We start from the raw sequence: 25,821 nt of genomic DNA, 5'->3' as shown, positions 1-25,821 counted from the left end.
CTTGGCTTTTTTGCCTTCCGGCGGTTCTCTGCTCGAGAAGAGAGTAGGACAAAAGGCGCTGCCTTTTGAACGTTGCGCAGCAACGGCCCGCAGGGTGAAGCACGCAGTGGTTCATCACCTGCCAGGCATCAAATAAAGTGAAAAACCCCAGCCGAAAGGCCGGGGTTTTTTGCTATATGGGACACGGCAAAGTGCAAAACAAAGAAGCCCCCCTGCTCTTACGAGCCGGGGGGCTTCTTGCGTTATGGCTTACTGATTAATGGTTGGAGCTTTGGGAGATGCCAATACCGGTTTGGGATCTCACGAACTGCGGATGGAAACGTTCTCTTTCCAGCTGCCCCTCGCGTGAATTGTCTGTTATTGAGAACAGCCAAGTTCCCACAAAGGCAACAATCATTGAGAATAGTGCAGGATATTCATAAGGATAGATGGCTTTCTCATGACCTAAGATCTGTACCCATATCGTTGGGCCGAGGATCATGAGAATCACCGCGGTTAAGAGACCAAGCCAACCTCCAATCATTGCTCCTCGAGTCGTCAGTTTTGCCCAGTACATGGAGAGCAGGATAATTGGGAAGTTACAGCTGGCGGCGATAGAGAATGCCAGGCCGACCATGAATGCGATGTTCTGCTTCTCGAATAAAATACCCAGCAAAATGGCGACGATGCCGAGGATAATTACCGTGATCTTCGAGATACGCAGCTCATCCTTTTCAGTGGCTTTACCATCCTTTATTACGCTGGCGTACAGATCGTGAGATACCGCTGAAGCGCCAGCTAGCGTTAACCCTGCCACTACTGCAAGGATTGTTGCGAAGGCGACGGCGGAGATGAATCCTAAGAAGAAGCTACCGCCAACGGCATCGGCAAGATGAACCGCTGACATGTTGGTGCCGCCCAACAATGCGCCGGTTGCATCTTTAAATGCTGGGTTTGCGCTAACGAGAACAATAGCGCCGAAGCCGATAATGAAGGTCAAAATGTAGAAATAACCTATAAAACCCGTGGCGTAGAACACGCTTTTACGCGCTTCTTTTGCATCGTTGACGGTGAAGAAACGCATCAGGATATGTGGCAATCCGGCCGTACCAAACATCAGTGCCAATCCAAGCGATAGCGCGGATATCGGGTCAGATACCAGTCCGCCCGGACTCATAATTGCCAGCCCTTTTGGATGCACCGCCACCGCCTGCTGGAAGAGAGTGTTGAAGTTAAAGTTGACCGACTTCATCACCATAATTGCCATAAAGCTGGCACCGGCGAGCAGTAGGATCGCTTTGATAATCTGTACCCAGGTGGTGGCTAACATCCCGCCGAACAAGACGTAAAGCACCATCAGAATACCGACCAGAATCACGGCGACATGATAGTTAAGCCCGAAGAGCAGCTGTATCAGTTTGCCGGCACCCACCATTTGCGCGATGAGATACAGGGCGACCACCACCAGCGAGCCGCAGGCTGACAGAGTTCGAATAGGCTTTTGTTTTAAACGATAGGAAGCGACATCCGCGAAGGTGTATTTCCCCAAGTTGCGAAGCCGTTCCGCGATGAGAAATAGAATGATTGGCCAGCCAATCAGGAAGCCTATCGAGTAGATCAAGCCGTCGTAGCCGGAAGTATAAACCAGCGCTGAAATGCCCAAGAATGATGCCGCCGACATAAAGTCACCGGCGATGGCCAGCCCGTTCTGGAAGCCGGTGATTTTACCGCCGGCGGTATAGTAATCCTGTCGGGAGCGGGTGCGCTTTGAGGCCCAATAGGTGATATACAGCGTGGCGCCGACGAAAAGGACAAACATCACGATGGCTTCGATATTCAGAGGCTGCTTTTTGACTTCCCCTGCAATACCTTCTGCGGCCAGCGCGGTGAATGGTGATGCCAGCAGAAGCGCCAGCGATAATCCCCCTAAACGACGGGCGTTCATGGGTTCACCTCGCGGATGATTTCTGCCGTCAGGCGATCAAATTCGCCATTAGCGCGATAGACATAAATACCGGTGAGCACGAAGGAGGCGACAATCAGCCCAACCCCAATGGGGATACCGCGAGTGATAGTTCCTCCTTCATAGAGTGGCGTGCCGAGCCACTGGGGTTCAAAGGCAATAAGGAAAATAAAACTGACGTACATCACCAACGTGATAATAGAGAGCAGCCACGCGAAGCGGCTGCGTTTTTCTACTAATTCCCTGAAGCGTGGATTATTTACAACTCTTTGATAAATGAGATCATTCATCTCAGTGACTCCTGTGAGGCATTGATAGAGTTCACCGCGCCAGGGCGGTGAAAATTACGACGGCACTTTCATTGATTGTTTTTCTTCCAACAGCTTATCGACTACACCCGGATCGGCGAGGGTAGAGGTATCTCCCAAATTACTGGTATCGCCAGCGGCAATTTTGCGCAGAATGCGGCGCATAATTTTCCCTGAGCGAGTTTTTGGTAAGGAGTCAGTCCAGTGAAGAATGTCAGGCGTGGCGATAGGTCCGATTTCTTTGCGTACCCAGTTACGCACTTCGGCATACAGCTCTGCTGAGGGTTCTTCACCATGGTTGAGGGTAATGTAGGCGTAGATAGCCTGACCTTTGATGTTATGCGGAATGCCAACCACTGCGGCTTCGGCAATTTTCGGATGCGAAACCAGCGCAGATTCAATCTCCGCGGTCCCCAGACGGTGGCCGGAAATGTTTAATACGTCATCGACGCGGCCGGTTATCCAGTAATAACCGTCTTCGTCACGACGTGCGCCGTCGCCGCTGAAATACATATTTTTGAAGGTTGAGAAGTAAGTTTGTTCGAAACGGTCGTGATCGCCAAACAGCGTTCTCGCCTGACCCGGCCATGAATCAGTAATGACCAAGTTCCCTTCGCATGCCCCTTCCTGCGGAACACCTTCGTTATCCACCAAGGCTGGCTTAACGCCAAAGAAAGGACGCGTCGCCGAACCCGCTTTCAGCTCGGTCGCACCAGGCAGCGGGGTGATCATGAAGCCGCCGGTTTCGGTCTGCCACCAGGTGTCGACGATTGGGCATTTGCTGTTACCTATGGTCTTGTAATACCACTCCCAGGCTTCCGGGTTAATCGGCTCACCCACTGAACCCATAATGCGCAATGAATCGCGGCTGGTTCCCTCAATGGCTTTATTACCTTCCGCCATTAATGCGCGAATAGCCGTTGGTGCGGTATATAAAATATTCACTTTATGTTTATCGATGACCTGCGCCATGCGATTTGGCGCCGGGTAATTAGGCACGCCTTCGAACATAAGTGAAATAGCGCCGCAGGCTAATGGGCCATAAAGTAAATAGCTGTGGCCAGTGACCCAACCGACGTCGGCGGTACACCAATAAATATCGCCGTCGTGATAATCAAAAGTATATTTAAACGTCAGCGCGGCATAAACCAAATAACCGCCAGTCGTATGTAATACGCCTTTAGGTTTACCGGTTGAACCCGAGGTATAAAGAATAAATAACGGATCTTCCGCTTTCATCTCTTCCGGCGGGCAATCAGCGGAAATATCTTTAATTGCGTCATGCCACCAAATATCGCGGCCCTGTTTCCATTCGCCTTCTTTACCCGTGCGTTTAAAAACCACCACGTTAGTGACGCTGGTAACTGCCGGATTTTTTAACGCGTCATCGACGTTTTTCTTCAGGGGAATGGTGCGCCCGGCGCGTAAGCCTTCGTCAGCGGTGATCACCACTTTGGAGTTGGAGTCGACAATGCGACCCGCCACGGCTTCTGGCGAGAAGCCGGCGAAGATAACGGAGTGGACGGCGCCGATGCGCGCGCAGGCCAACATCGCCACGGCGGCTTCCGGCACCATGGGCATATAGATGGCAACCACGTCACCTTTCTTCACGCCGAGGCCTTTCAGTACGTTAGCGAACTGGCAGACGTCGTGATGCAATTGTTGGTAAGTGACGTGTTTGCTTTCGGCTTTCGGGTCATCGCCTTCCCAAATCAGGGCCGTGCGGTCGCCGTTTTTCTCGAGATGGCGGTCAAGGCAGTTGGCCGACAAATTAAGGGTGCCATCTTCAAACCAGCGGATATCAATGTTGCCTGGCGCAAACGAGGTGTTTTTAACTTTGCTGTATGGCTTGATCCAGTCGAGAATTTTTCCCTGCTCAGCCCAGAATGCATCCGGATTTTCTACAGATTGTTGATAATACTGATGATATTGCTCTGGTGTGATGAGAGTACGTTCTGCAATTGACGCAGGAATAGGGTGCTTATGGACTTGGCTCATGGTTTTTCTCCTTTAATTTGTTAATCATATGTCAATCAAAGGTTAAGTGTAGTTTGCCTTGAGGCTTTGTTCGGATTTTGGGGGGCGGATCACGCAACCTCAGTAACCCAAGCAAGATTGTGGTCATTAGGCTGCTAGGATGCTCACATTGAGTAAGGTGAGATGAGTAAGAGGAGAGGAAAGAAAAGCGTGGAAATGTCGTGCAGCAATATTTGCCGCATACTGAAAAATTACGATAGGTAGAGCCGATCAAATTTTAGAATTGTATGGATCCTAGCCTATCTGCACGAAGTTGACCTAAGCCAAGCCGCGGCGTCTCCCTCGCCTGAAAAATGGTGTGATGTAATATCAATTTAAAACAAAGGTTTATATTTTGTTAAATAAAGCTTAATCCATTCACAATTTATATTAATTAGCTCAAAACCATCATGAAATATAATGTTAATTAATTTAACCTCAGAGTGAAATTTCCTACAGAAAAGTCTTATAAGTCCTACATTTTAGATTAATAATCTTAATATTAGCATTTTGCGAGTTATTATTCCGACAAAACACAAATAACAGTATATTGATCTGGAAAAGAGAGGGGTGCTCTCTTCGGTAAGCAAGATTTCTCTTTGCTACCGTTATTTCTCAAGGACTCAATATGTTTATTACTAAAAAGAAAGCTCTCATCGTTGCCCTGTCTGCCGTTATCTCTGCTTCAGCTTTTGCAGCTGACGAGCCTGTAGCACCAACGGGAGCCGATCAGGGTTCTGGTCGTATTCATTTCACCGGTACTGTTATTAACGCTCCATGCTCTATCGCAGCTGGTGATGAAGACATTAACGTGAACATGGGCCAGGTTGCGAATAAAGTGCTGGAAAGCGGCAATAAGTATTCACAAAACGTTAACTACACCATTCACCTGCAAGATTGTGACCTGACTGCACAGACCGCTGGCGACGTTCAGTACCCAGCTATGTCTAAAGTTGCAGTATCTTTCGCGGGTACGCCAGACAGCAGCCTGTCCGAGTTACTGGCTAACACCGGTAGTGCTAAAGGTGCTGCGATCCGTATTATCGACTCAAACGGCGACTTGCTGAAAGTGGGTGATACCTCTAAAGACATCAACTTAGTGACCGGTAATAACGAATTGGTATTTGCTGCGCGTGTTGAAGCGAACAACCAGCCAGTATCCACCGGTACTATCGTATCTCAGGCAACTTACGCCCTGAATTACAAATAAGACTGCCTTAATAAATAGGGGAGTTTACTCCCCTTTTATCGTGCCTTTATTGGCAAGGCTTTCTGCTGGCTATATTTCACTGTTCATATAATTAAGCCGAACACGCTTTATAAAAATAAAAGTGGTTTTATATGTTGGTCATTTTTAATAAGACACCGATTAGAAAAAAGCTCACTGTCATCGTTATGAGTTCTTTGACGGGATGTTTTATTTCAATGAGCAGCCTGGCAGTGGAGTTCAATACCAACTTTATTGACGCCGGGGACAGAAATAATATCGATTTAAAACGCTTTGAAGTCGCCAACTACATTGCGCCTGGAGAATATTTGCTGGATATCGTTCTGAATGGCCGAACCCTGCCAGAACAGAGCCTGATCAAATATATTCCCGACGCCGACAATAAGAATAGCCGAATCTGCCTGACGCCCGAGTTGGTCGATAAGTTTGACCTGACCGACGCGGCTCGCAAATCATTGGAAAGCTGGCACGATGGCCAGTGCCTTTCTCTCGACACGCGCGAAGAAGTGACCGTTCGCTACGATCAGGAGAAGCAGACGCTCAACGTCAGTATTCCTCAGGCGTGGTTGACCTATCACGATGAAAACTGGGTGCCGCCTTCGCAGTGGGATGAGGGGGTTGCCGGAGCCATTCTGGATTACAACCTGCTGGGCAGCAAATACATGCCGCAGAACGGCAGCAGTTCCACCAATTTGAGCAGTTACGGTACGGCGGGCTTTAACGTCGGGCCGTGGCGTGCCCGTGCTGATTATCAGTACAACAATACTCGTTCGACGGGCGGCCAGCGCAACAGCCAGTTCAACTGGACCCAGCGTTATCTGTATCGCGCGCTGCCGTCGATTGGCGCGCGCTTCAATGCCGGTGAAACCTATTTTAACTCGGACATTTTCGACTCATTCCGCTTTCTCGGCGTCTCGCTCAATAGCGATCAGCGCATGTTGCCTCCTTCACTGCGCGGCTACGCGCCACAGGTAACCGGGATTGCCAAGACCAATGCCAAAGTCAGCATCAGTCAAAATGGCCGGGTTATTTACCAGACCAACGTGTCGCCGGGGCCGTTCGTGATTCAGGACCTGAGCGAAGCCGTGCAAGGGGCGCTAGACGTGCGGATTGAAGAGGAAAACGGCAGTGTCACCACTTATCAGGTGAGCACCGCCACCATTCCGTTTTTAACGCGTAAGGGAGAAGTGCGTTTCAAAACCGCCATGGGTAAACCGACGACCGGCAGTAATAACAAAGTGATGCAGCCGGGTTTCTATAGCGGGGAAATGTCCTGGGGCGCGCTGAACAACTTTTCGCTGTATGGCGGCCTGATTTCCACCACCGGCAATTACCAGTCGCAGGCGTTAGGGGTAGGGCAAAACCTGCAAGACTTCGGCGCGATCTCTTTTGACGTGACGCGCTCGTCGGCCACGGTCCCGGTGGAAGGCAAGCAGAGCGGCTACAGCTATCGGGTGAACTACTCGAAGCGTTTTGACAGCACCGGCAGCCAGATCACCTTCGCCGGGTATCGCTTCTCGGAAAAGAGCTTTATGTCGCTGAACCAATATTTGGACAAGACCAACGGCGAACACTACTCGCGCGACGACAAGCAAACCTACACAGTGACGGCCAACCAATTCTTACCCTGGCCTGCGATCACCCTCTACTTGTCGGCGACGCACAAGATTTATTGGAACGACAGCCCGAGCAATAACTACAGCGTTTCAGTCAGTAAGATTTTTGATATCGGGCGCTTTACCGGCGTTTCGGCCACCCTGTCGGCCAGTAAGTTGCAGTACCAATACACTGATGAAAATCAGATGTTTTTGTCATTCAGCCTGCCACTGTCCAACGGGCGGCAGATCAGCTACGACGCGCAACAAGATTCGCAAAACGGCTTCTCGCAGACGGCTTCCTATTACAACAGCGAAGACCCGAAAAACAGCTGGCGCGTCGGGGCGGGCGGTAGCAGCCCTGACTTGCAAAAAGGTGACGGTATTTTCCGCGCTAACTATCAGCATATGTCGCCTTACGGCCAGCTCGGAGTTAACGGCAGCGTGAAGAATAACGACTATCGCTCGGTCAGCGGCAACTGGTATGGCTCCTTTACCGCTACGCGTCACGGCGCGGCCCTGCATCAGAGCAGCGCGGGGAGTGAGCCGCGCATGATGTTATCAACCGGCGTTAAGGGCATTCCTATCAGCGACGGGGCGTCTGTAACCAATGATTATGGCGTCGCGGTGGTCAATGGCGTATCCAGCTATCAAACCTCCGACATTCGGGTGGATGTGAACAACCTGCCGGACGACGTGGAGGTTTATAGCTCGGTGGTGAGCAAAACCCTCACCGAAGGGGCGATTGGTTTCCGCAAAATCCGCGCGATTAAGGGTGAACGTCTGATGGCCACTATCCGCCTGGCCGATGGCAGTTTCCCGCCGCTGGGCGCCTCCGTCACCGACGATAGCTCTGGCTTTGAAGCTGGGTTGATTGGTGATAACGGGCTGGCTTATCTGGCCGGTGTCTCGGGTGAGAAGAGCCTGACGGTGAATTGGGGCGACGACAAACAGTGCCGCATTCAGGTCCCGGCGGACTCTGCGAGTTTAAATGGTCAATTGCTGCTGCCTTGCCAATCGGTCAAGGCCGCAGCAGGCAATGTTGAATTGAGATAATGAGGAAGGACGACGAATGAAGAAGTTCATGATGGGTGTAGCCACTGCGGCATTAGTGGCGACAACCCTAATTCAGGGAGCGAACGCCGCCGTCAATATCGACCGCACGCGGATTATTTTTAACGCCGGTGAGAAGTCGGTCAGCATCATGCTGGAAAACCAAAGCAAGGATTTGCCTTATCTGGCGCAGGTTTGGCTGGAGAATGCCAAAGGTGAAAAGATCTCTTCACCTCTGGTGGCTCTGCCGCCGATGCAGCGCATTGATGCCGGGCAGAAAAGCCAAATCCGTGTTTTACAGTTGCCGGAAACCGCGGCGCTGCCGAAAGATCGCGAATCGCTGTTCTATTTCAATGTGCGCGAAGTGCCACCGAAAAGCGAACTGGCGAACGTGATGCAGGTGGCGATTCAAAGTCGCATTAAGCTGTTTTTTCGCCCGGCTGCTATTGCGAGCCAGGCCAAAGGCGCATGGCAAGAGAAGATTGGCGTCAAGCTTTCGGCTGACGGCCTGACCATCAGCAACCCAACACCGTTTTACATCACCCTTGGCTATTTGGGGAAAGACAACGCGGGGAGTTTTCGCGGCTTCGATAGCCTGATGCTGGCACCGTTCGCCACTGAAACCCTCTCGGGCAGCCAGTATGTCAGCTCGAAATACAGCATCGGCTACATGGATGATTACGGCGGTTTACAGGTTAATCAGTACTCTTGTAGCGCAGCCAGCTGCCAAATGTTGAGCAAGCCGGAGAAGAAATAGCCATGCCAACGCTTTATCGCTTATTAGTTCGCAGGAAGTGGCTACTCATCGTGCTGCTACTTTGCTCGCGCAGCGTCTTTGCGCTCGACTGCGTTGAAAAAGGGACCGGCATGGTCAACATGCCGCCCATCGCCATTGGTCCATTGGCCATTCCCTCCAACGTTCCGGCCGGAACCAAGATTTGGGAATCTAATGAGATCAGTATGACGGCTTACTGCGACAATGTTCTCGGCAGCATTATCGATGTCGTGCATTTCTACTTTAACCCTAAGTCGCAATCGTTGGGCCAAGGGTTATTACTCGGTGTGAGCTATAACGGTCAGGATCTGGAGCAGAACGAACAGCGCCTGAGCACCAATAGCCCGCCGATTAAAAAAGGGCAGAACGTCACGGTTAATGTCAGCTTCCGCTTATATATCAAAGTGACGGCGAACCCTCCGTCGAGTGGCCATTATGAAGGCACCGACCAATTTACCGTATTCCAGCTCGACGGCAGCCGGGGGATAAACCATTCAGCCGGTGCGAAGAACGTGAAATACACCTTATCCGGCTTACAGGGAATTCGTTTTCTGGCCTGTGGGTCAGATTTGAAAGTCTATCCCGAATCGCAAATGGTGGATTTTGGCGCCATTCAAAGTATTCAGTTGTCGCGCTCTTCAGGCATCACCTTGCCGTTTGCAATTAAAGCCGTGAAACAGGGCTGTTTGGATAACTTCTCTCTACAGGCGGAGTTTTCCACGGCCAGTCCGCTGATTAACAATAATGCGATCGACCTGGCGAATGGCGCGCAGCTGACGTTATTAAATGACAAAGATGAAGCTATCGTCTTTAACCGCTACGACAACTTTGCTGAATTAAACAACATCAATGAAGTGACGAAAAACTTTACGGCCAAAGTCAGCGCTATCCCCGGCCGGGAATTGAAACTCGGTAAATTTGACGCCTCTGTGGTGGTGAAAATCAATTATTACTGATTCACAACGGACAGAAAGGGTACACGGATATGTTGAGAACAGCTAAATTACGGGCGCAAGCGCTCGAAGAACCTGTCGATCACGGTGATGCACCTAACGCGGTAACGGAGAATGGGATCTATGGCATGCTGCAAAGCATGCGGGAGCGAGCGGGGATAAGCCGAGCAGAGTTGGCTAAGCGTCTGGATATCACGCCCCCGGCCATCACCCGACTTGAGAAACGGCCTGCGCAAGCCAGTATGACGACGCTAACGCGCTACGCGCACGCCTGCGGCTGTACGTTGTATCTGCTCTATAAATAGGTCAAAACGCCACTATCAGGTTATTTCACAAAGACGCACATGATAAAAGGCGACTGTGTGGTTTCGATTAACATGCTATTGGCGTCATATTTTTTTAAAACCAGGGTGTCTGAATCGCCAACAATATAAGAGCTATTCATGAGAACCAGTCTTGATAGCTCTTCATTCATGGTGTCCACGCTATCAATATTTACTCGATCGCTTTTCAATGTGTAGGTTTGTAATGTTTTGTTTTCCAGCACATAACTATAGTAAATGTTTCGCAGTAAAATTCTTTTGTCGACTAACTTACCTTCTTTATCATATGCGTAAACATTGCCGCTCATCGAGACTAAGATTTTATTCTTATTTAAGAAACTAAAGTAAAGCGTAGTATTCAATTTTATACGCCGATCGTCGTATTGCACTTCACTCATAAAGTCACCACGACAGGCTTGTGAATAGGGGAAATTTTCCCGGGAGTGTTTTGCTTCCACCTGCTTATAAATCGTCAGACATAAAAAGATGAGCGACAAAAGAGGCAACCAGTAAACCGCGTGGCACTTCCTTAGTACCCAGCGTAATTTATTTCTTGTCATTACTTGTCCTATCATTACTGTAAACGCTCAGGCATGCCGTCGGATTATTTTTATCATCGACCCGGCACTCTGCCATAAAGTCACGCGTTGAACCCGAGCGTATCAACGAAACCAATGTCTCGCTTTGGAAGATGAAAATATTGCCAGGCTGGCAAACCAGTTTCTTTTGCGCAATAAATTCCTCGGCGCGTTGAATAAAATCGGCACGCTGATTTGAGGGCAAGTGCGTCGTGGAATAGAGCGCGCACTGGCCCAGAGTTGCCACCTGTAGGTTTTCTTTTGGGTCATAGATGTGCTCTTGGAGCAGCAACCCAAGGGCGACGGCCAGAGAGAACAGCGAGGCGAAAAAAATCGGCAATGTAAAATCCCTCCCTTCCTTGGTGTTTGGCATGGTTGTTGGGGCGATGACAGTCGGCACTGCAAGGCTTTCATCAGTGATTTCGCCAGGCATGATGACGTGCTGCGGATATTCCACGGCAGCCGTTACTGCTGCCTCCTGGACAACTTCCGTAGGCGGTGCGCCAGTGGCCTGATCATTTTCTTTTTCTGCATCGTTAATAGCCCCTATAGCATCTATCGCAGAAATAGTTATTTCCTTTTTTAATAAAAAACCGACCTTGGGCACGGTGATTATCACATCTTCGGTATGACCCAGTGTATTAATCACTTTGCGTAATTTGCTAATGCAGTGGTTAAGATTATTATTACTTGATACAAGGCCGTAATCATCCCAGACCTTTTTGAAAAGAATGTCACGTTGCACAACGATGCCCTGCTGTTCGATAAGCAGTAATAAAACGCGGCGCGCAGGATTGGAAATACTCACTTGATTCTCTGGGTCGTTTTGCAAAGATAAAGTATTGTCTTCAGGGTTAAATAGTATTTTATTTTCAATTAGATAAATCATGCCCATCCCTCTTTTATTCGCCACTACATCCTGGTTTTACTAAAAGCTAGTGGGCGATATTTTTATTAAAATGCGACACAAAATTTTCCAATCATACGATTAACTGATGTTGGATTTACTAGGTCAGTATAAACCTAGTATTTTAAAAAATAGAATCATATCCTTAAATATTATTGTTTTAAGGTGTAAGAATGCTCTGCTTTTTGAATATTTATTACGTAATAACCCTGCGGTTATTCACCTATAAATGAGTTAAGGAATTTTAGTACATGACGATAAGTGATGATATGCAGAACAAGCCCCTGCGTGCGATGAAGAGGCTTTAATTCTTAAATTAACTTTGACTGGGTATTTAGGATAAATAATGACTGGTGATGGAAACCAATGAGTGGTCAAAATCGATGCAGAGCGTTGCGCCGAGGGGCAGGGTGAGCATTGGATGAGTGTGGCAGCAGTCGAAACCGTCCACGATAGGTATGGGCTGCCCGGCCAGCACTTCACGCAAAACCTCATAAGGTTGACGGTCACTGCCTGCATCATCAAACAGCTCGTGCTTGCCCAAGATAATGGCGCTTACCTTCTCAAAAATGCCGTTCAGCTTGAGCATGGCGAATGAGCGCTCGACGGTGGCGATGTCTTTCAGACTGTCTTCGATAAATTAATTCGAAGAGGACAATGTAGCAATATCGGGATTGGCTGGATAGTTGGGGGAGTGGGAAGATCACAAACCCCAAATAGCAAAAAACCAGCTATTAAGCTGGTTTCTTTAAATAGTGTGCCAGGACTCGGACCGCGGTGCGTCAGCACCGATGAACAGCGCTTGCGCTGGCCCCGAAGGGGTGAGTCTCAGCATGAGAAGAATAATCGAACGAAGTTCGATGGAGAGTCCCAGCTCCAATAGCAAAAAACCCGCCATAGGCGGGTTCTTCTAAATATGGTGCCCGGACTCGGACCGCGGTGCGTCAGCACCGATGAACAGCGCTTGCGCTGGCCCCGAAGGGGTGAGTCTCAGCATGAGACGAATAATCGAACGAAGTTCGATGGAGAGTCCCAGCTCCAATAGCAAAAAACCCGCCATAGGCGGGTTCTTCTAAATATGGTGCCCGGACTCGGAATCGAACCAAGGACACGGGGATTTTCAATCCCCTGCTCTACCGACTGAGCTATCCGGGCAACGGGGCGCATTAAACCGTATTGGCCGGTGGGCGTCAACGGCTTTATGCGAGAAACATCATAAAAACGGTTTGTTTGCTGGCTTTTCAGTCAAAAAAGAGAGCAGCAAGCCATTTTCTGGGGCTATTTAAGCCAGAGCCCCATGTTCCCGACAGCGCGCCACGTTCAATACATCTTCTGCTAAACGACGCGCCACTGCGACGTCGTGCAGCTGGCGTTTAACCAGCAGCTTGCTCAGGCAGCCTTCGAGGATCAGCTCCATCTGCTCGGCAACCATCTGCGCATCGTCAGACCCCATCTCCTGTAATAGCTCGAAGGTGTAGTCGTAAGAAGCCTGTTTCTGCTTCTCAGCCAGCTGGTGGATAGGGGATTCGTTATCAGGATAGAAGCTGCATGCGGCGATAAATAAGCAGCCCGGATAGCGATTTTGCCGCACCTGCTCGTCGAGAACTTGGTAGCGCGCCAGCAATTTTTGCGGCGCGCTGAGAGTTTCATCCAGCAGTAACTGGCGACGCCAAATATCAATCTGCTCGCCGTGGTGGCGCAGGCTGTCGTACAGCAGCGCCTCGGCATTCGGCCAGAAACGGCGCAGATCGCTAAGTGGAATGCTGACCAATTCGGCAACGGATTCCAATGACAGTGTGGCTAAACCGCGCTGTTCCAAAAGATTAAGTGTTTGGTCAAGGACCTGTTCACGTAGCACGTTTGCCTCCTCACAATTCGCGTAATTCAAAACCTAGTGTCGTTTAAGGCTGCGTTTTCTGCAAATGGCCGACGAACTGGGTTGCATTCATAAAGCCGGTCACCCGCGACTGCGGTAACTCTTTGCCATCCGCGCCAAAGAACAGAATGGTGGGCAGACCTAGCACCTGCAGCCGTTTGAGCAGCGCCACCTGCTGCGGGTTATTCTGTGTCACATCGGCTTGCAGTAACACCGTGTCTTTCAGCTCGTTTTGCACCTCTGGCGAGGTAAAGGTGTATTTCTCAAACTCTTTGCAAGCCACGCACCAGTCGGCGTACAAATCCAGCATCACTCTTTTGCCCTGAGCCTGCTGCAACGCGGCATTCAGCTCATCCACATTATTGATTTTGTGGAATGCCAGCGCGTGTTGCTGCTCCGCGCTGCCACCCTGAGGAGGAAATGCCCAGTCTTGCAGAGGTCGGCCCGCCACCAGTAGGGCCGCCAGCAGCAGCAACTGTAAGACGCGCACCAGCCCGCGTTGACTCTTCAGGCTAATAATGAGCGCCCAGCCGAAGAAGGCGACTCCCAGCATACTCCACAATCTTAGCCCCCACGCATCGCCGATGATTCTCTCTAGCAAGAACACCGGCAGGGCGAGGATCACAAAGCCAAAACCTTCTTTAACATACTGCATCCACGGGCCGCTGCGTGGCAGCAGGCGATTGCCGAACAGGGTCACGATAATCAGCGGGATGCCCATGCCCAAGGCATAAAGATAGAGCGTTCCGGCACCGGCCCACAGGTTTCCACTCTGGGCGATATACAGCAGGATGGCGCTCAGCGGCGCGGTGGTGCACGGCGAGCAGATAAGCCCGGCCAGCGCGCCCATAATAAAGACGCCTGCCAGCGAGCCGCCTTTTTGGTCATTGCTCCACAGGGTGAGACGAGTCTGCACCGAAGAAGGCAGTTGCAGGCTGAACAGGCCAAACATCGACAGGGCCAGCAGGATAAAGGCGGCAGACAGCACAATCAGTACCAAAGGGCTTTGCAGCGCGGCCTGGAACTGAAGCCCGGCGGCGGCGACCACCATACCGAGCAAGGTATAGGTCAGCGCCATGCCTTGCACATAAACCAGCGCCAGCAGGAAGATGCGTTTCATGCTTTGCGGGCGCTGGCGGCCAAGAATAATGCCGGAAATCAGTGGGTACATCGGCAGCACGCAAGGGGTAAAGGCGATGCCAATGCCAATCAGCAAGGCCCAAAGAGGCGAGAAGGGCAGCGGCGTGGCCTGTGGCGCTGGCGCGGCTTCAATCGGCTTCTCTGGTGTTGGCGGTGGCGTTGCGGCGTCAGCAGCCTCCCCGCTGACTTCGCTCAGTGGAATAATGCGTGTTTCCGGCGGATAGCAGAAGCCCGCCACCGCGCAGCCCTGATAGCTGACTTTCAGCGATGCCTGAGCACTCGCCTGACGCAGCGGTACGCTAAGATTCAGCTGTTTTTCATAAACTTGGGTATCGCCAAAGAACTCGTCGTGATGCTCCAGCCCCTTCGGCAAGATAAAGGCCGCCAGCTGGGCCTGATCGCCGACTAACTCGATTTTATCGCGATAGAGATAGTAGCCATCGCGGATCGTCCAGTTGAGCTTGAGGTTGGGACCCTGCTGCTGAAAGTCGAAGTCGAATGCCTGATCCACCGGCACGAACTGCGGGTTCGCAGGCTGGCTGAACAGGGAGGCCTGGGCGTGCAGCGGCAGTAAGAACAGGCTACAAATCAGGAGGAAAAGGCGAAAAATGCGGTGATCCATGCGGATTATCTTTCTCTTCATCACGGTCAGCATTGACCGCTGGTTAAATCGCAAGAGGGCGCGAGTCGCTTCATGCCACGGCGCGTTAATAGACGCTGATTATAGCCCGCACAAAGGGTGAGCAGAAAGCCTTGGAGTGTCAGGGTTTGTCAGAGTGGCGCGGGGAGGGCGAGAACAGGGGCCGAAGCCCCTGTGAAAAACTGTTAGAGAATGATGCTGCCGAGGCCAAACCCGAAGAGTACCGACAGGAAAACGCCGATGGTGCCGGGGATGAAGAACGGGTGGTTGAAGACGAAGCGGCCGATGCGCGTGGTGCCGGTGTCGTCCATTTGCACCGCCGCGACCAGGGTCGGGTAGGTTGGCAGAATGAACAGGCCGGAGACGGCGGCAAAAGAGGCCACGGCGGTCAGCGGGGTGACGTTCAGCGCCAGCGCCAGCGGCATCAAGGCCTTGGCGGTCGCCGCCTGCGAGTAGAGCAGTGCCGAGCAGAAGAAGAAAATCACCGCCAACAGCCACGGATGGGACTGAATCAGCTCGCCGGCAGTCTCTTTAATCCAACCCAGATTGGCCTGCACGAAGGTGTCGCCCAACCAAGCTACGCCGAGGATACAGATACAGGCACTCATGCCCGCCTTGAAAGTACCGGAGGTAAGGATGGAATCGGTGTTAATGCGGCAAATCAGGGTGGTCAGGGTCGCGACGCTCAACATGATAATAAGGATCGCGCTGGTGGTATTCATCAGCGGTTTCTCAACCCAGCCGAGGCTCGGGCTGTTGACCACCGCGTAGCCAACCACGCTGAAGACGCCCAGCAGGAACAGCAGCACGGAGAGTTTGGCGCGCGGCTTGATGGCTTTGCGGTTGTTACCGCGCAGCTCCACCAGACCTTCTTCATAACGCTTGACGTAAACCGGGTCATCAGACAGCTTCGAGTTGAACAACCAGCCAATCAGCAGCGACATCACAATCACCGCCGCGAAGGTGGAGGGGATCATCACCATCAACAGGTGCAGATAGCTGACGCCGTGGCCTTCCATCACTGAAGACATATACACCACCGCCGCCGAAATCGGCGAGGCCGTGATGCCAATCTGCGCGGAAACTACCGCCGTGGATAGAGGGCGGCAAGGTTTAATCCCCTGCTCTTTGGCGACTTCGGCAATCACCGGCAGCGCGGAGAGCGAGATGTTGCCGGTACCGGCCAACAGGGTGAGGAAATAGGTGACGATAGGGGCGAGCAGGGTGATGTGCTTTGGGTTGCGGCGCAGCAGTTTTTCGGTTTGCTGCACCAGATAGTCCATCCCGCCAGCCACCTGCATGGTGGAGATAGCGGCGATCACCGCCATGATGATGGAGATGACGTCAAAAGGGATGCTGCCGGGTTTAACGCCGCAGAGGGCCAGCGCCAGAACGCCAATTCCTCCTGCAAACCCAATGCCTATCCCGCCCAGCCGCGCGCCCAAAAATATCGCCGCCAGTACAATAATGAGTTCGATGATTAACATGTTTGACCGTCCGTTGTTCCCAACTAAATAGAAATAAAATGAAAATGAGATGTTGTGTAATTGTTGTTATGCACAAAGTAAAAAGGCTCGTTGTTCGTGAGAACAACGAGCCTTAAGGCTAAAGATTATCTCTGTTACTGTTCGTTTTCATCCGTGTACCGTTTGGCTTTGTAGGCCGGGTGCATCAGGTTCTCAATAGAGAAGATGTCGTCCAGTTCAGCCTCTGTTAGCAGCCCGCGTTCCAATACGACTTCGCGCACGCTCTTACCGGTTTCGGCACAAATCTTCCCGACAATATCGCCATTGTGGTGGCCGATGAACGGGTTGAGGTAAGTCACGATACCGATAGAGTTGAAGACGTAAAACTCGCAAACCTCTTTGTTCGCTGTAATGCCGTTGATGCATTTTTCCAGCAGATTGTAGCAGGCATTGGTCAGAATATGGATGGATTCGAACATCGCCTGGCCAATCACTGGCTCCATCACGTTCAACTGCAACTGGCCTGCTTCGGCAGCCATGGTCACGCACACATCGTTACCGATAACTTTGAAGCACACCTGATTGACCACTTCTGGGATCACCGGGTTAACTTTGGCTGGCATGATTGAAGAACCGGCCTGCAATTCAGGCAGGTTGATTTCGTTCAGGCCAGCGCGCGGGCCGGAAGAGAGCAGGCGCAAGTCGTTACAGATTTTAGAAAGCTTAACCGCCAGACGTTTCAGCGAGCTGTGCACCATCACGTAAGCGCCACAGTCGGAGGTTGCTTCAATCAGGTCTTCTGCCGGGATGCAAGGCAGGTTACTGACTTCAGCCAGTTTCTCCACCGCCAGCTGTTGGTAGCCTTCAGGAGTGTTCAGGCGAGTACCGATTGCCGTAGCGCCAAGGTTCACTTCCAGCAGCAATTCGCCGGTGCGCAGCAGGTTGCGGGTCTCTTCTTTTAACAGCACGTTGAACGCGTGGAACTCTTGACCGAGGGTCATCGGCACGGCGTCTTGCAGCTGAGTACGGCCCATCTTGATGATGTTTTCGAATTCTTTGGCTTTACGCTCGAAGCCGTCACCGAGCTGGTCGATGGCGTCGATCAGTTTGAGCAGAGAAGCATAAACGGCCAGACGGAAGCCGGTAGGATAGGCGTCATTGGTGGACTGACACTTATTCAGGTGATCGTTTGGATTGAGGTACTGGTAGTCACCTTTCTGGTGGCCCATCAGTTCCAGCCCAATGTTAGCCAGTACTTCGTTGGTGTTCATATTGACCGAGGTCCCCGCGCCGCCCTGGAAGACGTCAATCGGGAACTGATCCATGCACTTGCCTTTATTCAGCACTTCATCACAAGCCTGAATAATGACGTCGGCGATATGGCGTGGGATCGTGTGCAGCTCTTTATTTGCAAGCGCGGCTGCTTTCTTCACCATGACCATGCCCCGGACGAACTCCGGCACATCGCTGATTTTTGTGTTGCTGATATAGAAGTTTTCAATCGCCCGCAGGGTGTGAATTCCATAATAAGCCTCAGCTGGAACTTCGCGAGTACCCAGCAGATCTTCCTCGATACGAATCGTATTTGACATGAGAACCTTCTTTTTGGTGCTTGAACACGTTATGCGATGTTTGAAATTATGTTACTAACAGAGGGAAATTAAAAACGATCAACCGCTGTTTGTAGTACGAAGGCGATCATATGCTGCTCTTGGCGAATTGCACGCACTAAGATCACTCTCCTGCACTGTTACGAAGCATCTATTTCTGTATCTGTGAGAACTCTCACAAATCATTCCTCTGCTCAATTAAATCTGTCGCGAAGGTTGAAAAAAGGCTGCTCCGCTACCACCTCAGTGTAGACAGCCCGAGGCGGAACGATCATTTGGTTCGCTCTCGGGCCCATTTTTATGGTTTCGGCATGTTGCCTTTAGGGCCAGCCGGAGCCTCATTACAAGGAGAATGCGGTGCGCTGGTTACCGTTACTGTTGTTATTTCTGTTGGCTTACATCGAAATAACCTTATTTATCAAAGTGGCTGCCTTTATTGGCGTGGCCATGACGCTGTTGCTGGTGGTCTTCACCTCCTGTGTGGGTGTCTCTCTGGTGAAAAATCAGGGCATGAAAACCTTCATGCAGTTGCAGCAAAAATTGGCGCTGGGCGAAAGCCCGGCGGCGGAGATGGTCAAGAGCGTGTCGCTGGTATTGGCAGGCTTCTTGCTGCTGGTTCCGGGCTTCTTCACGGATTTCCTCGGCCTGCTGCTGTTACTGCCGCCGGTGCAGAAATCCCTGACGCTGAAACTGATGCCGCACCTTAATATTGTGCGCTCTGGCGGAAACTGGGGTAAGAGCCAGCCGACCGGAAACACCTTCGAGGGCGAGTTCAAACGCACCGACGAGCAGACTGAACGTCTTGTTTCGCCAGAAAAAGATGACGACATCGATGGGCGCGGCCGCTAATATCCGCGCCCTCGGATGTTAAATTATTGTTGTGAAAGGGGAGGGAGTGCCGCCAGCGAGGCGCACTTTTCTGGCAAAGACAACTGACAAAGAAAACGCGATTTTTTTTGCTTTTCCCCTTGAAGGGCGGCGTAACGCCCCCATTAAACAAACCACGAGGCCGGACAGATGACTGTCAGGCATTCAACCCTAAATATAGTTATGGACCCGCTCACAGGAGAGTTATCAATGAAAATTCGTCCATTGCATGACCGCGTTATCGTCAAGCGTAAAGAAGTAGAATCTAAATCCGCTGGCGGCATCGTTCTGACTGGCTCTGCTGCTGGTAAATCTACCCGCGGTGAAATCCTGGCCGTCGGTCATGGTCGCATCCTGGAAAATGGTGAAGTGAAAGCGCTGGACGTTAAAGTTGGCGACATCGTTATTTTCAACGACGGTTACGGCGTTAAAGCTGAGAAGATCGACAACGAAGAAGTGTTGATCATGTCCGAAAGCGACATTCTGGCAATCGTAGAAGCCTAATCGGTCTCTACCACTTTTTCTGAACTGAACGAATTTAAGGTAAATAACAATGGCAGCTAAAGACGTAAAATTCGGTAACGACGCACGTGTAAAAATGCTTCGTGGCGTAAACATCCTTGCCGATGCAGTTAAAGTTACCCTGGGCCCTAAAGGCCGTAACGTAGTTTTGGACAAATCTTTCGGCGCACCAACCATCACTAAAGATGGCGTGTCAGTAGCTCGTGAAATCGAACTGGAAGACAAGTTCGAAAACATGGGTGCGCAAATGGTGAAAGAAGTTGCGTCCAAAGCTAACGATGCAGCGGGCGACGGTACCACTACCGCAACCGTTCTGGCGCAATCCATCATCACTGAAGGCCTGAAAGCTGTTGCTGCTGGCATGAACCCGATGGACCTGAAACGTGGTATCGACAAAGCTGTCGTTGCCGCAGTTGAAGAATTGAAAAAACTGTCTGTGCCATGTGCTGATTCTAAAGCCATCGCTCAGGTAGGTACTATCTCCGCTAACTCCGACGAAACCGTAGGTAAATTGATCGCTGAAGCGATGGAAAAAGTCGGTAAAGAAGGCGTGATCACCGTTGAAGAAGGTACCGGCCTGCAAGACGAGCTGGACGTTGTTGAAGGTATGCAATTCGACCGCGGTTACCTGTCTCCATACTTCATCAACAAGCCAGAAACCGGTTCTGTTGAACTTGAAAGCCCATTCATCCTGCTGGCTGACAAGAAAATCTCTAACATCCGTGAAATGCTGCCAGTGCTGGAAGCCGTTGCTAAAGCCGGTAAACCACTGCTGATCATTGCTGAAGACGTTGAAGGCGAAGCCCTGGCGACTCTGGTAGTGAACACCATGCGCGGTATCGTGAAAGTGGCTGCGGTTAAAGCACCAGGCTTCGGCGACCGTCGTAAAGCTATGCTGCAAGACATCGCAACCCTGACTGGCGGTACTGTTATCTCTGAAGAGATCGGTCTGGAGCTGGAAAAAGCCACGCTGGAAGACATGGGTCAGGCTAAGCGTGTTGTTATCAACAAAGACACCACCATCATCATCGACGGTGTTGGTGAAGAGGCTACTATTCAGGGCCGTGTTTCTCAGATCCGTCAGCAGATCGAAGAAGCGACCTCTGACTACGACCGTGAAAAACTGCAAGAGCGTGTGGCTAAACTGGCTGGCGGCGTAGCCGTTCTGAAAGTTGGCGCAGCGACTGAAGTTGAAATGAAAGAGAAGAAAGCCCGCGTTGAAGATGCCCTGCACGCGACCCGTGCTGCGGTAGAAGAAGGCGTGGTTGCTGGTGGTGGTGTTGCGCTGATCCGCGTTGCTCACACTCTGGCAGACCTGAAAGGCGACAACGACGACCAGAACGTGGGTATCCGCGTTGCTCTGCGCGCGATGGAATCTCCACTGCGTCAGATCGTGGTTAACGCCGGCGAAGAAGCTTCTGTTATCGCTAACAAGGTTAAAGCAGGCGAAGGCAGCTTCGGCTACAACGCTTACACCGAACAGTACGGCGACATGATCGCGATGGGTATCCTGGACCCAACTAAAGTGACCCGTTCTGCTCTGCAGTTCGCCTCTTCAGTTGCTGGCCTGATGATCACCACCGAGTGCATGATCACCGACCTGCCTAAAGACGACAAAGTCGATATGGGCGGCGCTGGCGGCATGGGTGGTATGGGCGGCATGGGCGGCATGATGTAATCATCCCCCGGCGTTCATTCGCTGCATATGCAGGTTGCGTAAGCAATTTGTGTGTTAAAGAGACCCGGTCCTTGGTGGCCGGGTTTTTTTATTTGACCCTTTTTTCTTCGTTTCAGTAAGATAACTCTCATCGTCTCCTGAGTTTAGCGTGTAAACTCTACACTATCTCTGTCTCAGGTAACGCGTTGAAGCTTGCGCAAACGTGGCAACGGATGCCTAAGAGAACACGGCGTTCTCTGATAGGCTTTATGAGATTTCAATATCAAATGGGGAAAGTGATGCGGATTAAAATGTTACTGGGCCTGTCAGCTGCCATGCTGCTCGCCGGCTGCAGTACCACTCATCAACTGGATGCAGCGGGCCAGCAAGTTAAGTTTACTGATAGCAAACCGGGTAAAGAATGCCAATTAATTGGCGATGTTACCGGGACGCAGAGCAACTGGTTATCAGGAAGCGGCGGTGACGGTAGCTCAATGCGCGGTGCTGCGAATGATCTGCGTAACAAAGCTGCTGCTATGGGTGGTAACACTATTTATGGCGCGAACAGCCCAACCCAAAGTTTCGTCTCCAGCTTCGTTCCTGTGGACAGCAAAATGGTCGGTCAGGTTTATAAGTGCCCATAACGGGTCACCCCTTTCCTGATAACGACATTGAATAGAAATTGCATAAAAAGGGATGCCTATGATGGGCATCCCTTTTTGATTGAGCAGGTCTGTCAGAAGAAATCAGGACTGTTTGAGGCGTAGGTCTAAGATGGTTTTGCTCGGCTCACCGCCAATTTCGCGGGTCAGCTTCGGCACCATATAGCCCGATACCTTGCTCATCAGCCCTTTCATGATGACGCGTGCTTCATCGTCATCCACCATGAAATGCGCCGCGCCCTGAACCTTATCCAGCACGTGGATGTAGTAGGGCATGATACCGCTGTCGAACAGCGCGTTGCTCAACGCTGCCAGCGTATCAGCACAATCATTGACGCCACGCAGCAGCACGCTTTGGTTAAGCAGGGTCACGCCGGCTTTTTTCAGCTCGGCAATGCCAGCGCGGAACTCGTCATCAATCTCATTAGCGTGATTGATGTGCGTCACCATCAGCACTTGCAGGCGCGATTCGCTCAGGCGCTGGCACAATCTTGGCGTGATGCGCGCAGGGATAACCACCGGCAAACGAGTGTGAATTCGCAGGCGTTTAATGTGGCCAATGGCTTCCAGTTCTGTGATCAACCAGTCAAGTTCGTGATCTTTTGCCATCAAAGGATCACCACCCGAGAAAATAATTTCATCGAGTTCAGGGTGTGAGCGGATATAATCCAGCGCCTGAACCCAGTTGGCTTTATTTCCCTGGTTTTCCTGATAAGGAAAATGGCGGCGGAAGCAGTAGCGGCAATTCACCGCGCAACCGCCTTTCACCAGCAATAGCGCGCGGTTACTGTACTTGTGCAATAGCCCTGGGACGACACTACGTTGTTCATCCAGAGGGTCCGTGGTGAAGCCCGGCGCGGCGATAAACTCTTCGCGCGCGGTCAGTACCTGCAGCAGTAAAGGATCGTGCGGATCGCCCGGTTGCATGCGTGCAACAAAGGCGCGCGGAACGCGTAGCGGGAACAAACGACGGGCTTCATGCCCTGTTTGCAGTTCTGCATTATTGTTAAGTGCCAGAAGAGTAAGCAGTTCATCCGGGTCTGTAATAACATCGCCGAGTTGATGCAACCAATCTTCTCTAAATGGCGCGTTTAGGGTTACAATGTTTGCCATTTTTTTGGCTAATACCAGTTTAAAATTAGAGGGCCATTATGGCGACTTATTCTAGCAACGATTTCCGTCCGGGTCTTAAAATCATGTTCGAAAGCGAACCATACGCGATCGAATCCAGTGAATTCGTAAAACCAGGCAAAGGCCAGGCTTTCGCACGCGTTAAAATGCGTCGCCTGCTGACCGGTTCTCGTGTTGAGAAAACCTTCAAATCTACCGACTCTTGCGAAGGTGCAGACGTTGTAGATACCAACATGACTTACCTGTACAACGACGGTGAGTTCTTCCACTTCATGCACCCTGAGACTTTCGAGCAGCACGGTGTTGAAGAGAAAACCGTTGCTGACGCGGCAAAATGGCTGCAAGACAACGCGGAATGTATCGTGACTCTGTGGGACGGTCGTCCTATCGCCGTTCAGCCACCGAACTTCATCGAAGCTGAAATCACTGATACTGACCCAGGTCTGAAAGGTGATACTGCGGGTACCGGCGGTAAGCCTGCGACCCTGAGCACTGGCGCCGTGGTTAAGGTTCCATTATTCGTACAGATTGGCGAAGTTGTCCGCGTTGACACCCGCTCTGGCGAATACGTCTCCCGCGTTAAGTAAGTCGATAGCGACATAACGTTGGCGAAAGCTGCGGCAGGTTAACCCCTGCCGTGACTTTCTTTGCATCAATTGCCTCATTGGATTACGGCTGCAATGTTGAAAAGAATATTGTTTATCGTGGTTTCGGTCATGGCGCTTGGCCTGTTGGCGGGCTGTAATACCGTGCATGGTTTTGGTGAAGATATTCAACATCTGGGTGGCGCTATCTCCCGACACACCTAAAGCTTGCGCGCAGGCTTGTGGCTTTTTAGCCTTAAGTTTCAATCTTTCCGAAAATTTCCCCGCATAATCCCGCATTGTTATTTTTTAACTACACTTAAGTGGTCGTACTTTACATTCTCTTATAGGAAGGAAATTTATATGCTGAAGAAAAGTATTCTCACCCTTTTGTCTGTTTTGGTTCTCTCCAGTGCTCTGACGGCCTGTAACACCACTCGTGGGGTAGGCGAAGATATCTCTGCTGGCGGCCAGGCTATCCAAAAAAGCACGCAGTAACCTCGCGTAGCGCTTCCTAATGCAGTTTGCAGATACTGCCTGCATCTCATGAGCAGGCAGTATTCTCTCTTAAGGCTGATTCACCCAAACAAGCTGGTGCGTGTCAAAGCCATATTCCTGCGCGGTATTGAGCAGTTTCTCCCTGACGCCATCACTCAGCTTCGGCGTGCGTGACAAGATCCACAGATAGCTCTTATTCGGGCCGCAGACCAGCGCGTACTGGTAATCTTTATCCAGCTCAATCACGTTGTAACCGCCATAGAACGGGCCGAAGAAGGAGACTTTAAGCGCCGCGCGTGAGGTTGGCCCGGTGAAATAGCCTTTGCCTTCACTCTGCTGCCACTTCTGCTTTTTAATGTTATAGCCGCGATTAATTACCTTCACGCCGCCATCGTCACGCAGGCTGTAATTCGCCGTGACCTGCTCCAAACCACTTTCAAAACTGTGGTCCAACCGGGCAATTTCGTACCAGGTCCCCAAATAACGCGTTAACTCGAAATTGTTGACCACTTTGACGTCGGCGGGCGGCGTCACGCTACAGGCAACCGACATGACTGCCGTTGCTAACACGCTCAATTTTGACCAGATTTTCATAAACCTACTTTCCTTAGATGCCTGTGCTAAGTGTAGGTAGAAATGCGAGAAAGGGATAATGCTTCGAGAGGATAAACGGCCCGAAAGGCGGGCCGTGAAGAGGAAAACCTAATAAGATCAGAGTCGAATCAGCACGATCAGCGTCACAATGCTCAGAATGGTCGCCAGACCGTAAAAAATCCATTTCCCGGCAGGGATGTGAATTTTTAGATCATGCATCGCGTGGTGGATCCGGTGCAAGCCGCACCACAGCGGCAGAACGATCATCAGCAGCAGGAACAGACGGCCGATCCAGCTTTGCGCGAAGGCGAGGACGCGCGGATAGCTCAGCGCGTCGCCGGGGAAAAAGCCTAAAGGCAGCAGGAAGCACACCAATAGGATCATCACCGGCGCAAAAATCGCGCTCCACATACCGCCCGCGCCGAACAGCCCCCAAAAGACCGGCTCGTCAGAACGTTTTGGCAGAGTTTTATTCATCATCTCCTCCCATTAATAAAGTAGCGCGAGGGTCAAAATCACCACTGTCGCGATGCCGGTGATAGCCCAAAAAGCCCCAATAATCGGCTCTGGTCCCATCTTCTGGTTTTTGACGATAATAATTGACGCCTTGGGCGCTAATTCGAACCAGGTTTTGGTGTGCAAAAGCGCCGCGAGCAGGGCAATCAGGTTAATCAGCAGTACCACCGGATGTTGCAGGAAAGCCACATAGGTCGCCCAGCTCTCTGCGCCGTGCTTCAATGAGAAAACCCCCGCCAGCAGCAGCAGGCTAAACCAAACGGCAGGCACCGCCGTCCCTTCGCGCAACATGTAGAAACGGTAAAACCCTGACTTTTGCCACCAGTTAGCTTTCATCTCTGGCGTGTAAGGCTTTCTTTTACTTGGCGTATTCAGCATAT

25 protein-coding genes, 1 tRNA gene and 1 pseudogene are annotated in these 25,821 nt (G+C 51.2%); 12 read left to right on the top strand and 15 right to left on the bottom strand.

The features are described 5' to 3' along the window. Positions 1-256: 256 nt before the first annotated feature. From actP to acs, 3 genes are read right to left on the bottom strand one after another with little or no spacing between them, the layout of a single operon-like run. Positions 257-1,924 carry a cation/acetate symporter ActP gene (gene actP, locus ACT3RR_RS17810; RefSeq protein ID WP_496200842.1) on the bottom strand — a complete coding sequence of 556 codons (1,668 nt, stop codon included), beginning with the start codon at positions 1,922-1,924 and terminating at the stop codon, positions 257-259. Beyond that, positions 1,921-2,232, bottom strand: coding sequence for a DUF485 domain-containing protein (locus ACT3RR_RS17805; RefSeq protein ID WP_353500617.1), 312 nt, complete (start codon positions 2,230-2,232; stop codon positions 1,921-1,923). The genes actP and ACT3RR_RS17805 overlap by 4 nt, the downstream gene beginning before the upstream one ends. A 54-nt stretch (positions 2,233-2,286) precedes the next feature. After that, positions 2,287-4,248, bottom strand: coding sequence for an acetate--CoA ligase (gene acs, locus ACT3RR_RS17800; RefSeq protein WP_353500618.1), 1,962 nt, complete (start codon positions 4,246-4,248; stop codon positions 2,287-2,289). Positions 4,249-4,894: 646 nt separating this feature from the next. Between acs and ACT3RR_RS17795 the strand changes: the two genes are divergently transcribed. From ACT3RR_RS17795 to ACT3RR_RS17775, 5 genes are all read left to right on the top strand, one after another. Further along, entirely contained in the window at positions 4,895-5,476 is a 582-nt protein-coding gene (locus tag ACT3RR_RS17795) for a fimbrial protein (protein WP_496200841.1), read from the top strand. A gap of 215 nt (positions 5,477-5,691) precedes the next feature. After that, on the top strand, positions 5,692-8,145 hold the full coding sequence (locus ACT3RR_RS17790; RefSeq protein WP_496200840.1) for a fimbria/pilus outer membrane usher protein: 2,454 nt from the start codon (positions 5,692-5,694) through the stop codon (positions 8,143-8,145). A 28-nt stretch (positions 8,146-8,173) separates the two neighbouring features. Next, a complete protein-coding gene (locus ACT3RR_RS17785) occupies positions 8,174-8,899 on the top strand; it encodes a fimbrial biogenesis chaperone (protein WP_485904145.1) in 726 nt (241 codons plus the stop codon). Positions 8,900-8,901: 2 nt separating this feature from the next. Beyond that, entirely contained in the window at positions 8,902-9,873 is a 972-nt protein-coding gene (locus tag ACT3RR_RS17780; RefSeq protein ID WP_485904128.1) for a fimbrial protein, read from the top strand. Positions 9,874-9,902: 29 nt separating this feature from the next. Further along, on the top strand, positions 9,903-10,175 hold the full coding sequence (locus ACT3RR_RS17775; RefSeq protein ID WP_396132796.1) for a helix-turn-helix domain-containing protein: 273 nt from the start codon (positions 9,903-9,905) through the stop codon (positions 10,173-10,175). A gap of 20 nt (positions 10,176-10,195) precedes the next feature. On the opposite strand, the gene ACT3RR_RS17770 is transcribed toward ACT3RR_RS17775, so the two are convergent. The 8 genes and pseudogenes from ACT3RR_RS17770 to aspA form a co-directional block, all read right to left on the bottom strand. Then, complete coding sequence (locus ACT3RR_RS17770; RefSeq protein ID WP_353500620.1) at positions 10,196-10,753, bottom strand: hypothetical protein; 558 nt, start codon at positions 10,751-10,753, stop codon at positions 10,196-10,198. Next, the gene (locus ACT3RR_RS17765; protein WP_485904130.1) at positions 10,740-11,684 is read right to left on the bottom strand and encodes a winged helix-turn-helix domain-containing protein; all 945 of its coding nucleotides are present in this window, start codon (positions 11,682-11,684) and stop codon (positions 10,740-10,742) included. Before ACT3RR_RS17765 ends, ACT3RR_RS17770 begins: the two co-directional genes overlap by 14 nt. A 328-nt stretch (positions 11,685-12,012) precedes the next feature. Further along, a pseudogene (locus tag ACT3RR_RS17760) lies at positions 12,013-12,318 on the bottom strand (LD-carboxypeptidase); the annotation flags it as partial. Between the two features lie 439 nt (positions 12,319-12,757). Next, positions 12,758-12,833 (bottom strand) — tRNA-Phe (locus tag ACT3RR_RS17755). 127 nt (positions 12,834-12,960) lie between these two features. Continuing rightward, positions 12,961-13,536: a division control transcriptional repressor DicD gene (dicD, locus tag ACT3RR_RS17750; RefSeq protein WP_496200839.1), complete on the bottom strand. Its 576-nt coding sequence runs from the start codon at positions 13,534-13,536 to the stop codon at positions 12,961-12,963. Positions 13,537-13,579: 43 nt separating this feature from the next. Continuing rightward, a complete protein-coding gene (locus tag ACT3RR_RS17745) occupies positions 13,580-15,316 on the bottom strand; it encodes a protein-disulfide reductase DsbD (protein ID WP_496200838.1) in 1,737 nt (578 codons plus the stop codon). Positions 15,317-15,519: 203 nt separating this feature from the next. After that, the gene (locus ACT3RR_RS17740; RefSeq protein ID WP_496200837.1) at positions 15,520-16,821 is read right to left on the bottom strand and encodes an anaerobic C4-dicarboxylate transporter; all 1,302 of its coding nucleotides are present in this window, start codon (positions 16,819-16,821) and stop codon (positions 15,520-15,522) included. A 134-nt stretch (positions 16,822-16,955) separates the two neighbouring features. Further along, the gene (gene aspA / locus ACT3RR_RS17735) at positions 16,956-18,392 is read right to left on the bottom strand and encodes an aspartate ammonia-lyase (protein WP_034795090.1); all 1,437 of its coding nucleotides are present in this window, start codon (positions 18,390-18,392) and stop codon (positions 16,956-16,958) included. Positions 18,393-18,767: 375 nt separating this feature from the next. On the opposite strand from aspA, the gene ACT3RR_RS17730 reads away from it, so the two are divergent. The 4 genes from ACT3RR_RS17730 to ACT3RR_RS17715 all read left to right on the top strand — a co-directional run bounded on the left by ACT3RR_RS17730 (position 18,768) and on the right by ACT3RR_RS17715 (position 22,100). Then, positions 18,768-19,259, top strand: a complete 492-nt coding sequence (locus tag ACT3RR_RS17730) for an FxsA family protein (protein ID WP_034795093.1) — start codon at positions 18,768-18,770, stop codon at positions 19,257-19,259. A 228-nt stretch (positions 19,260-19,487) separates the two neighbouring features. Beyond that, positions 19,488-19,781, top strand: coding sequence for a co-chaperone GroES (locus ACT3RR_RS17725; protein ID WP_009636718.1), 294 nt, complete (start codon positions 19,488-19,490; stop codon positions 19,779-19,781). 49 nt (positions 19,782-19,830) lie between these two features. Next, entirely contained in the window at positions 19,831-21,477 is a 1,647-nt protein-coding gene (gene groL, locus ACT3RR_RS17720) for a chaperonin GroEL (RefSeq protein WP_496200836.1), read from the top strand. A gap of 278 nt (positions 21,478-21,755) precedes the next feature. Further along, positions 21,756-22,100 (top strand): DUF4156 domain-containing protein, encoded by a 345-nt coding sequence (locus ACT3RR_RS17715; protein ID WP_353500626.1) that lies wholly within the window; start codon positions 21,756-21,758, stop codon positions 22,098-22,100. A gap of 102 nt (positions 22,101-22,202) precedes the next feature. On the opposite strand, the gene epmB is transcribed toward ACT3RR_RS17715, so the two are convergent. After that, positions 22,203-23,231, bottom strand: a complete 1,029-nt coding sequence (epmB, locus tag ACT3RR_RS17710) for an EF-P beta-lysylation protein EpmB (protein ID WP_353500627.1) — start codon at positions 23,229-23,231, stop codon at positions 22,203-22,205. A gap of 38 nt (positions 23,232-23,269) precedes the next feature. On the opposite strand from epmB, the gene efp reads away from it, so the two are divergent. The 3 genes from efp (at position 23,270) to ACT3RR_RS17695 (ending at position 24,331) form a co-directional block, all read left to right on the top strand. Next, positions 23,270-23,836 (top strand): elongation factor P, encoded by a 567-nt coding sequence (gene efp / locus ACT3RR_RS17705; protein ID WP_034795106.1) that lies wholly within the window; start codon positions 23,270-23,272, stop codon positions 23,834-23,836. 93 nt (positions 23,837-23,929) lie between these two features. Next, positions 23,930-24,058, top strand: coding sequence for an entericidin A/B family lipoprotein (locus ACT3RR_RS17700; RefSeq protein ID WP_034795109.1), 129 nt, complete (start codon positions 23,930-23,932; stop codon positions 24,056-24,058). Positions 24,059-24,196: 138 nt separating this feature from the next. Then, on the top strand, positions 24,197-24,331 hold the full coding sequence (locus ACT3RR_RS17695) for an entericidin A/B family lipoprotein (RefSeq protein WP_353500628.1): 135 nt from the start codon (positions 24,197-24,199) through the stop codon (positions 24,329-24,331). A gap of 69 nt (positions 24,332-24,400) precedes the next feature. Here ACT3RR_RS17695 and blc read toward each other — a convergent pair whose 3' ends face one another. From blc to frdC, 3 genes are all read right to left on the bottom strand, one after another. Next, positions 24,401-24,925 (bottom strand): outer membrane lipoprotein Blc, encoded by a 525-nt coding sequence (gene blc / locus ACT3RR_RS17690; protein WP_496200835.1) that lies wholly within the window; start codon positions 24,923-24,925, stop codon positions 24,401-24,403. 117 nt (positions 24,926-25,042) lie between these two features. Beyond that, positions 25,043-25,402, bottom strand: coding sequence for a fumarate reductase subunit FrdD (gene frdD, locus ACT3RR_RS17685; protein WP_396132800.1), 360 nt, complete (start codon positions 25,400-25,402; stop codon positions 25,043-25,045). Positions 25,403-25,414: 12 nt separating this feature from the next. Continuing rightward, positions 25,415-25,819, bottom strand: a complete 405-nt coding sequence (frdC, locus tag ACT3RR_RS17680) for a fumarate reductase subunit FrdC (protein ID WP_353500631.1) — start codon at positions 25,817-25,819, stop codon at positions 25,415-25,417. Between the last annotated feature and the right edge of the window lie 2 nt (positions 25,820-25,821).

The sequence above is a fragment of the Ewingella sp. AOP8-B2-18 genome, from assembly GCF_052376015.1.
Classification (GTDB): domain Bacteria; phylum Pseudomonadota; class Gammaproteobacteria; order Enterobacterales; family Enterobacteriaceae; genus Ewingella; species Ewingella allii.
This window is presented reverse-complemented; position numbering and strand designations above follow the sequence as displayed.

What these genes read in the sequence shown, in the direction of transcription:
- ACT3RR_RS17775 (WP_396132796.1), top strand. Translation starts at nt 9,903, where the DNA reads ATGTTGAGAACAGCTAAATTACGGGCGCAAGCGCTCGAAGAACCTGTC.
- ACT3RR_RS17745 (WP_496200838.1), bottom strand. Translation starts at nt 15,316, where the DNA reads ATGGATCACCGCATTTTTCGCCTTTTCCTCCTGATTTGTAGCCTGTTC.
- ACT3RR_RS17780 (WP_485904128.1), top strand. Translation starts at nt 8,902, where the DNA reads ATGCCAACGCTTTATCGCTTATTAGTTCGCAGGAAGTGGCTACTCATC.
- aspA (WP_034795090.1), bottom strand. Translation starts at nt 18,392, where the DNA reads ATGTCAAATACGATTCGTATCGAGGAAGATCTGCTGGGTACTCGCGAA.
- ACT3RR_RS17790 (WP_496200840.1), top strand. Translation starts at nt 5,692, where the DNA reads ATGAGCAGCCTGGCAGTGGAGTTCAATACCAACTTTATTGACGCCGGG.
- ACT3RR_RS17725 (WP_009636718.1), top strand. Translation starts at nt 19,488, where the DNA reads ATGAAAATTCGTCCATTGCATGACCGCGTTATCGTCAAGCGTAAAGAA.
- blc (WP_496200835.1), bottom strand. Translation starts at nt 24,925, where the DNA reads ATGAAAATCTGGTCAAAATTGAGCGTGTTAGCAACGGCAGTCATGTCG.
- frdD (WP_396132800.1), bottom strand. Translation starts at nt 25,402, where the DNA reads ATGAATAAAACTCTGCCAAAACGTTCTGACGAGCCGGTCTTTTGGGGG.
- ACT3RR_RS17740 (WP_496200837.1), bottom strand. Translation starts at nt 16,821, where the DNA reads ATGTTAATCATCGAACTCATTATTGTACTGGCGGCGATATTTTTGGGC.
- acs (WP_353500618.1), bottom strand. Translation starts at nt 4,248, where the DNA reads ATGAGCCAAGTCCATAAGCACCCTATTCCTGCGTCAATTGCAGAACGT.
- ACT3RR_RS17695 (WP_353500628.1), top strand. Translation starts at nt 24,197, where the DNA reads ATGCTGAAGAAAAGTATTCTCACCCTTTTGTCTGTTTTGGTTCTCTCC.
- epmB (WP_353500627.1), bottom strand. Translation starts at nt 23,231, where the DNA reads ATGGCAAACATTGTAACCCTAAACGCGCCATTTAGAGAAGATTGGTTG.
- ACT3RR_RS17770 (WP_353500620.1), bottom strand. Translation starts at nt 10,753, where the DNA reads ATGACAAGAAATAAATTACGCTGGGTACTAAGGAAGTGCCACGCGGTT.
- ACT3RR_RS17700 (WP_034795109.1), top strand. Translation starts at nt 23,930, where the DNA reads ATGTTGAAAAGAATATTGTTTATCGTGGTTTCGGTCATGGCGCTTGGC.
- ACT3RR_RS17785 (WP_485904145.1), top strand. Translation starts at nt 8,174, where the DNA reads ATGATGGGTGTAGCCACTGCGGCATTAGTGGCGACAACCCTAATTCAG.
- actP (WP_496200842.1), bottom strand. Translation starts at nt 1,924, where the DNA reads ATGAACGCCCGTCGTTTAGGGGGATTATCGCTGGCGCTTCTGCTGGCA.
- frdC (WP_353500631.1), bottom strand. Translation starts at nt 25,819, where the DNA reads ATGCTGAATACGCCAAGTAAAAGAAAGCCTTACACGCCAGAGATGAAA.
- efp (WP_034795106.1), top strand. Translation starts at nt 23,270, where the DNA reads ATGGCGACTTATTCTAGCAACGATTTCCGTCCGGGTCTTAAAATCATG.
- groL (WP_496200836.1), top strand. Translation starts at nt 19,831, where the DNA reads ATGGCAGCTAAAGACGTAAAATTCGGTAACGACGCACGTGTAAAAATG.
- ACT3RR_RS17805 (WP_353500617.1), bottom strand. Translation starts at nt 2,232, where the DNA reads ATGAATGATCTCATTTATCAAAGAGTTGTAAATAATCCACGCTTCAGG.
- ACT3RR_RS17715 (WP_353500626.1), top strand. Translation starts at nt 21,756, where the DNA reads ATGCGGATTAAAATGTTACTGGGCCTGTCAGCTGCCATGCTGCTCGCC.
- ACT3RR_RS17795 (WP_496200841.1), top strand. Translation starts at nt 4,895, where the DNA reads ATGTTTATTACTAAAAAGAAAGCTCTCATCGTTGCCCTGTCTGCCGTT.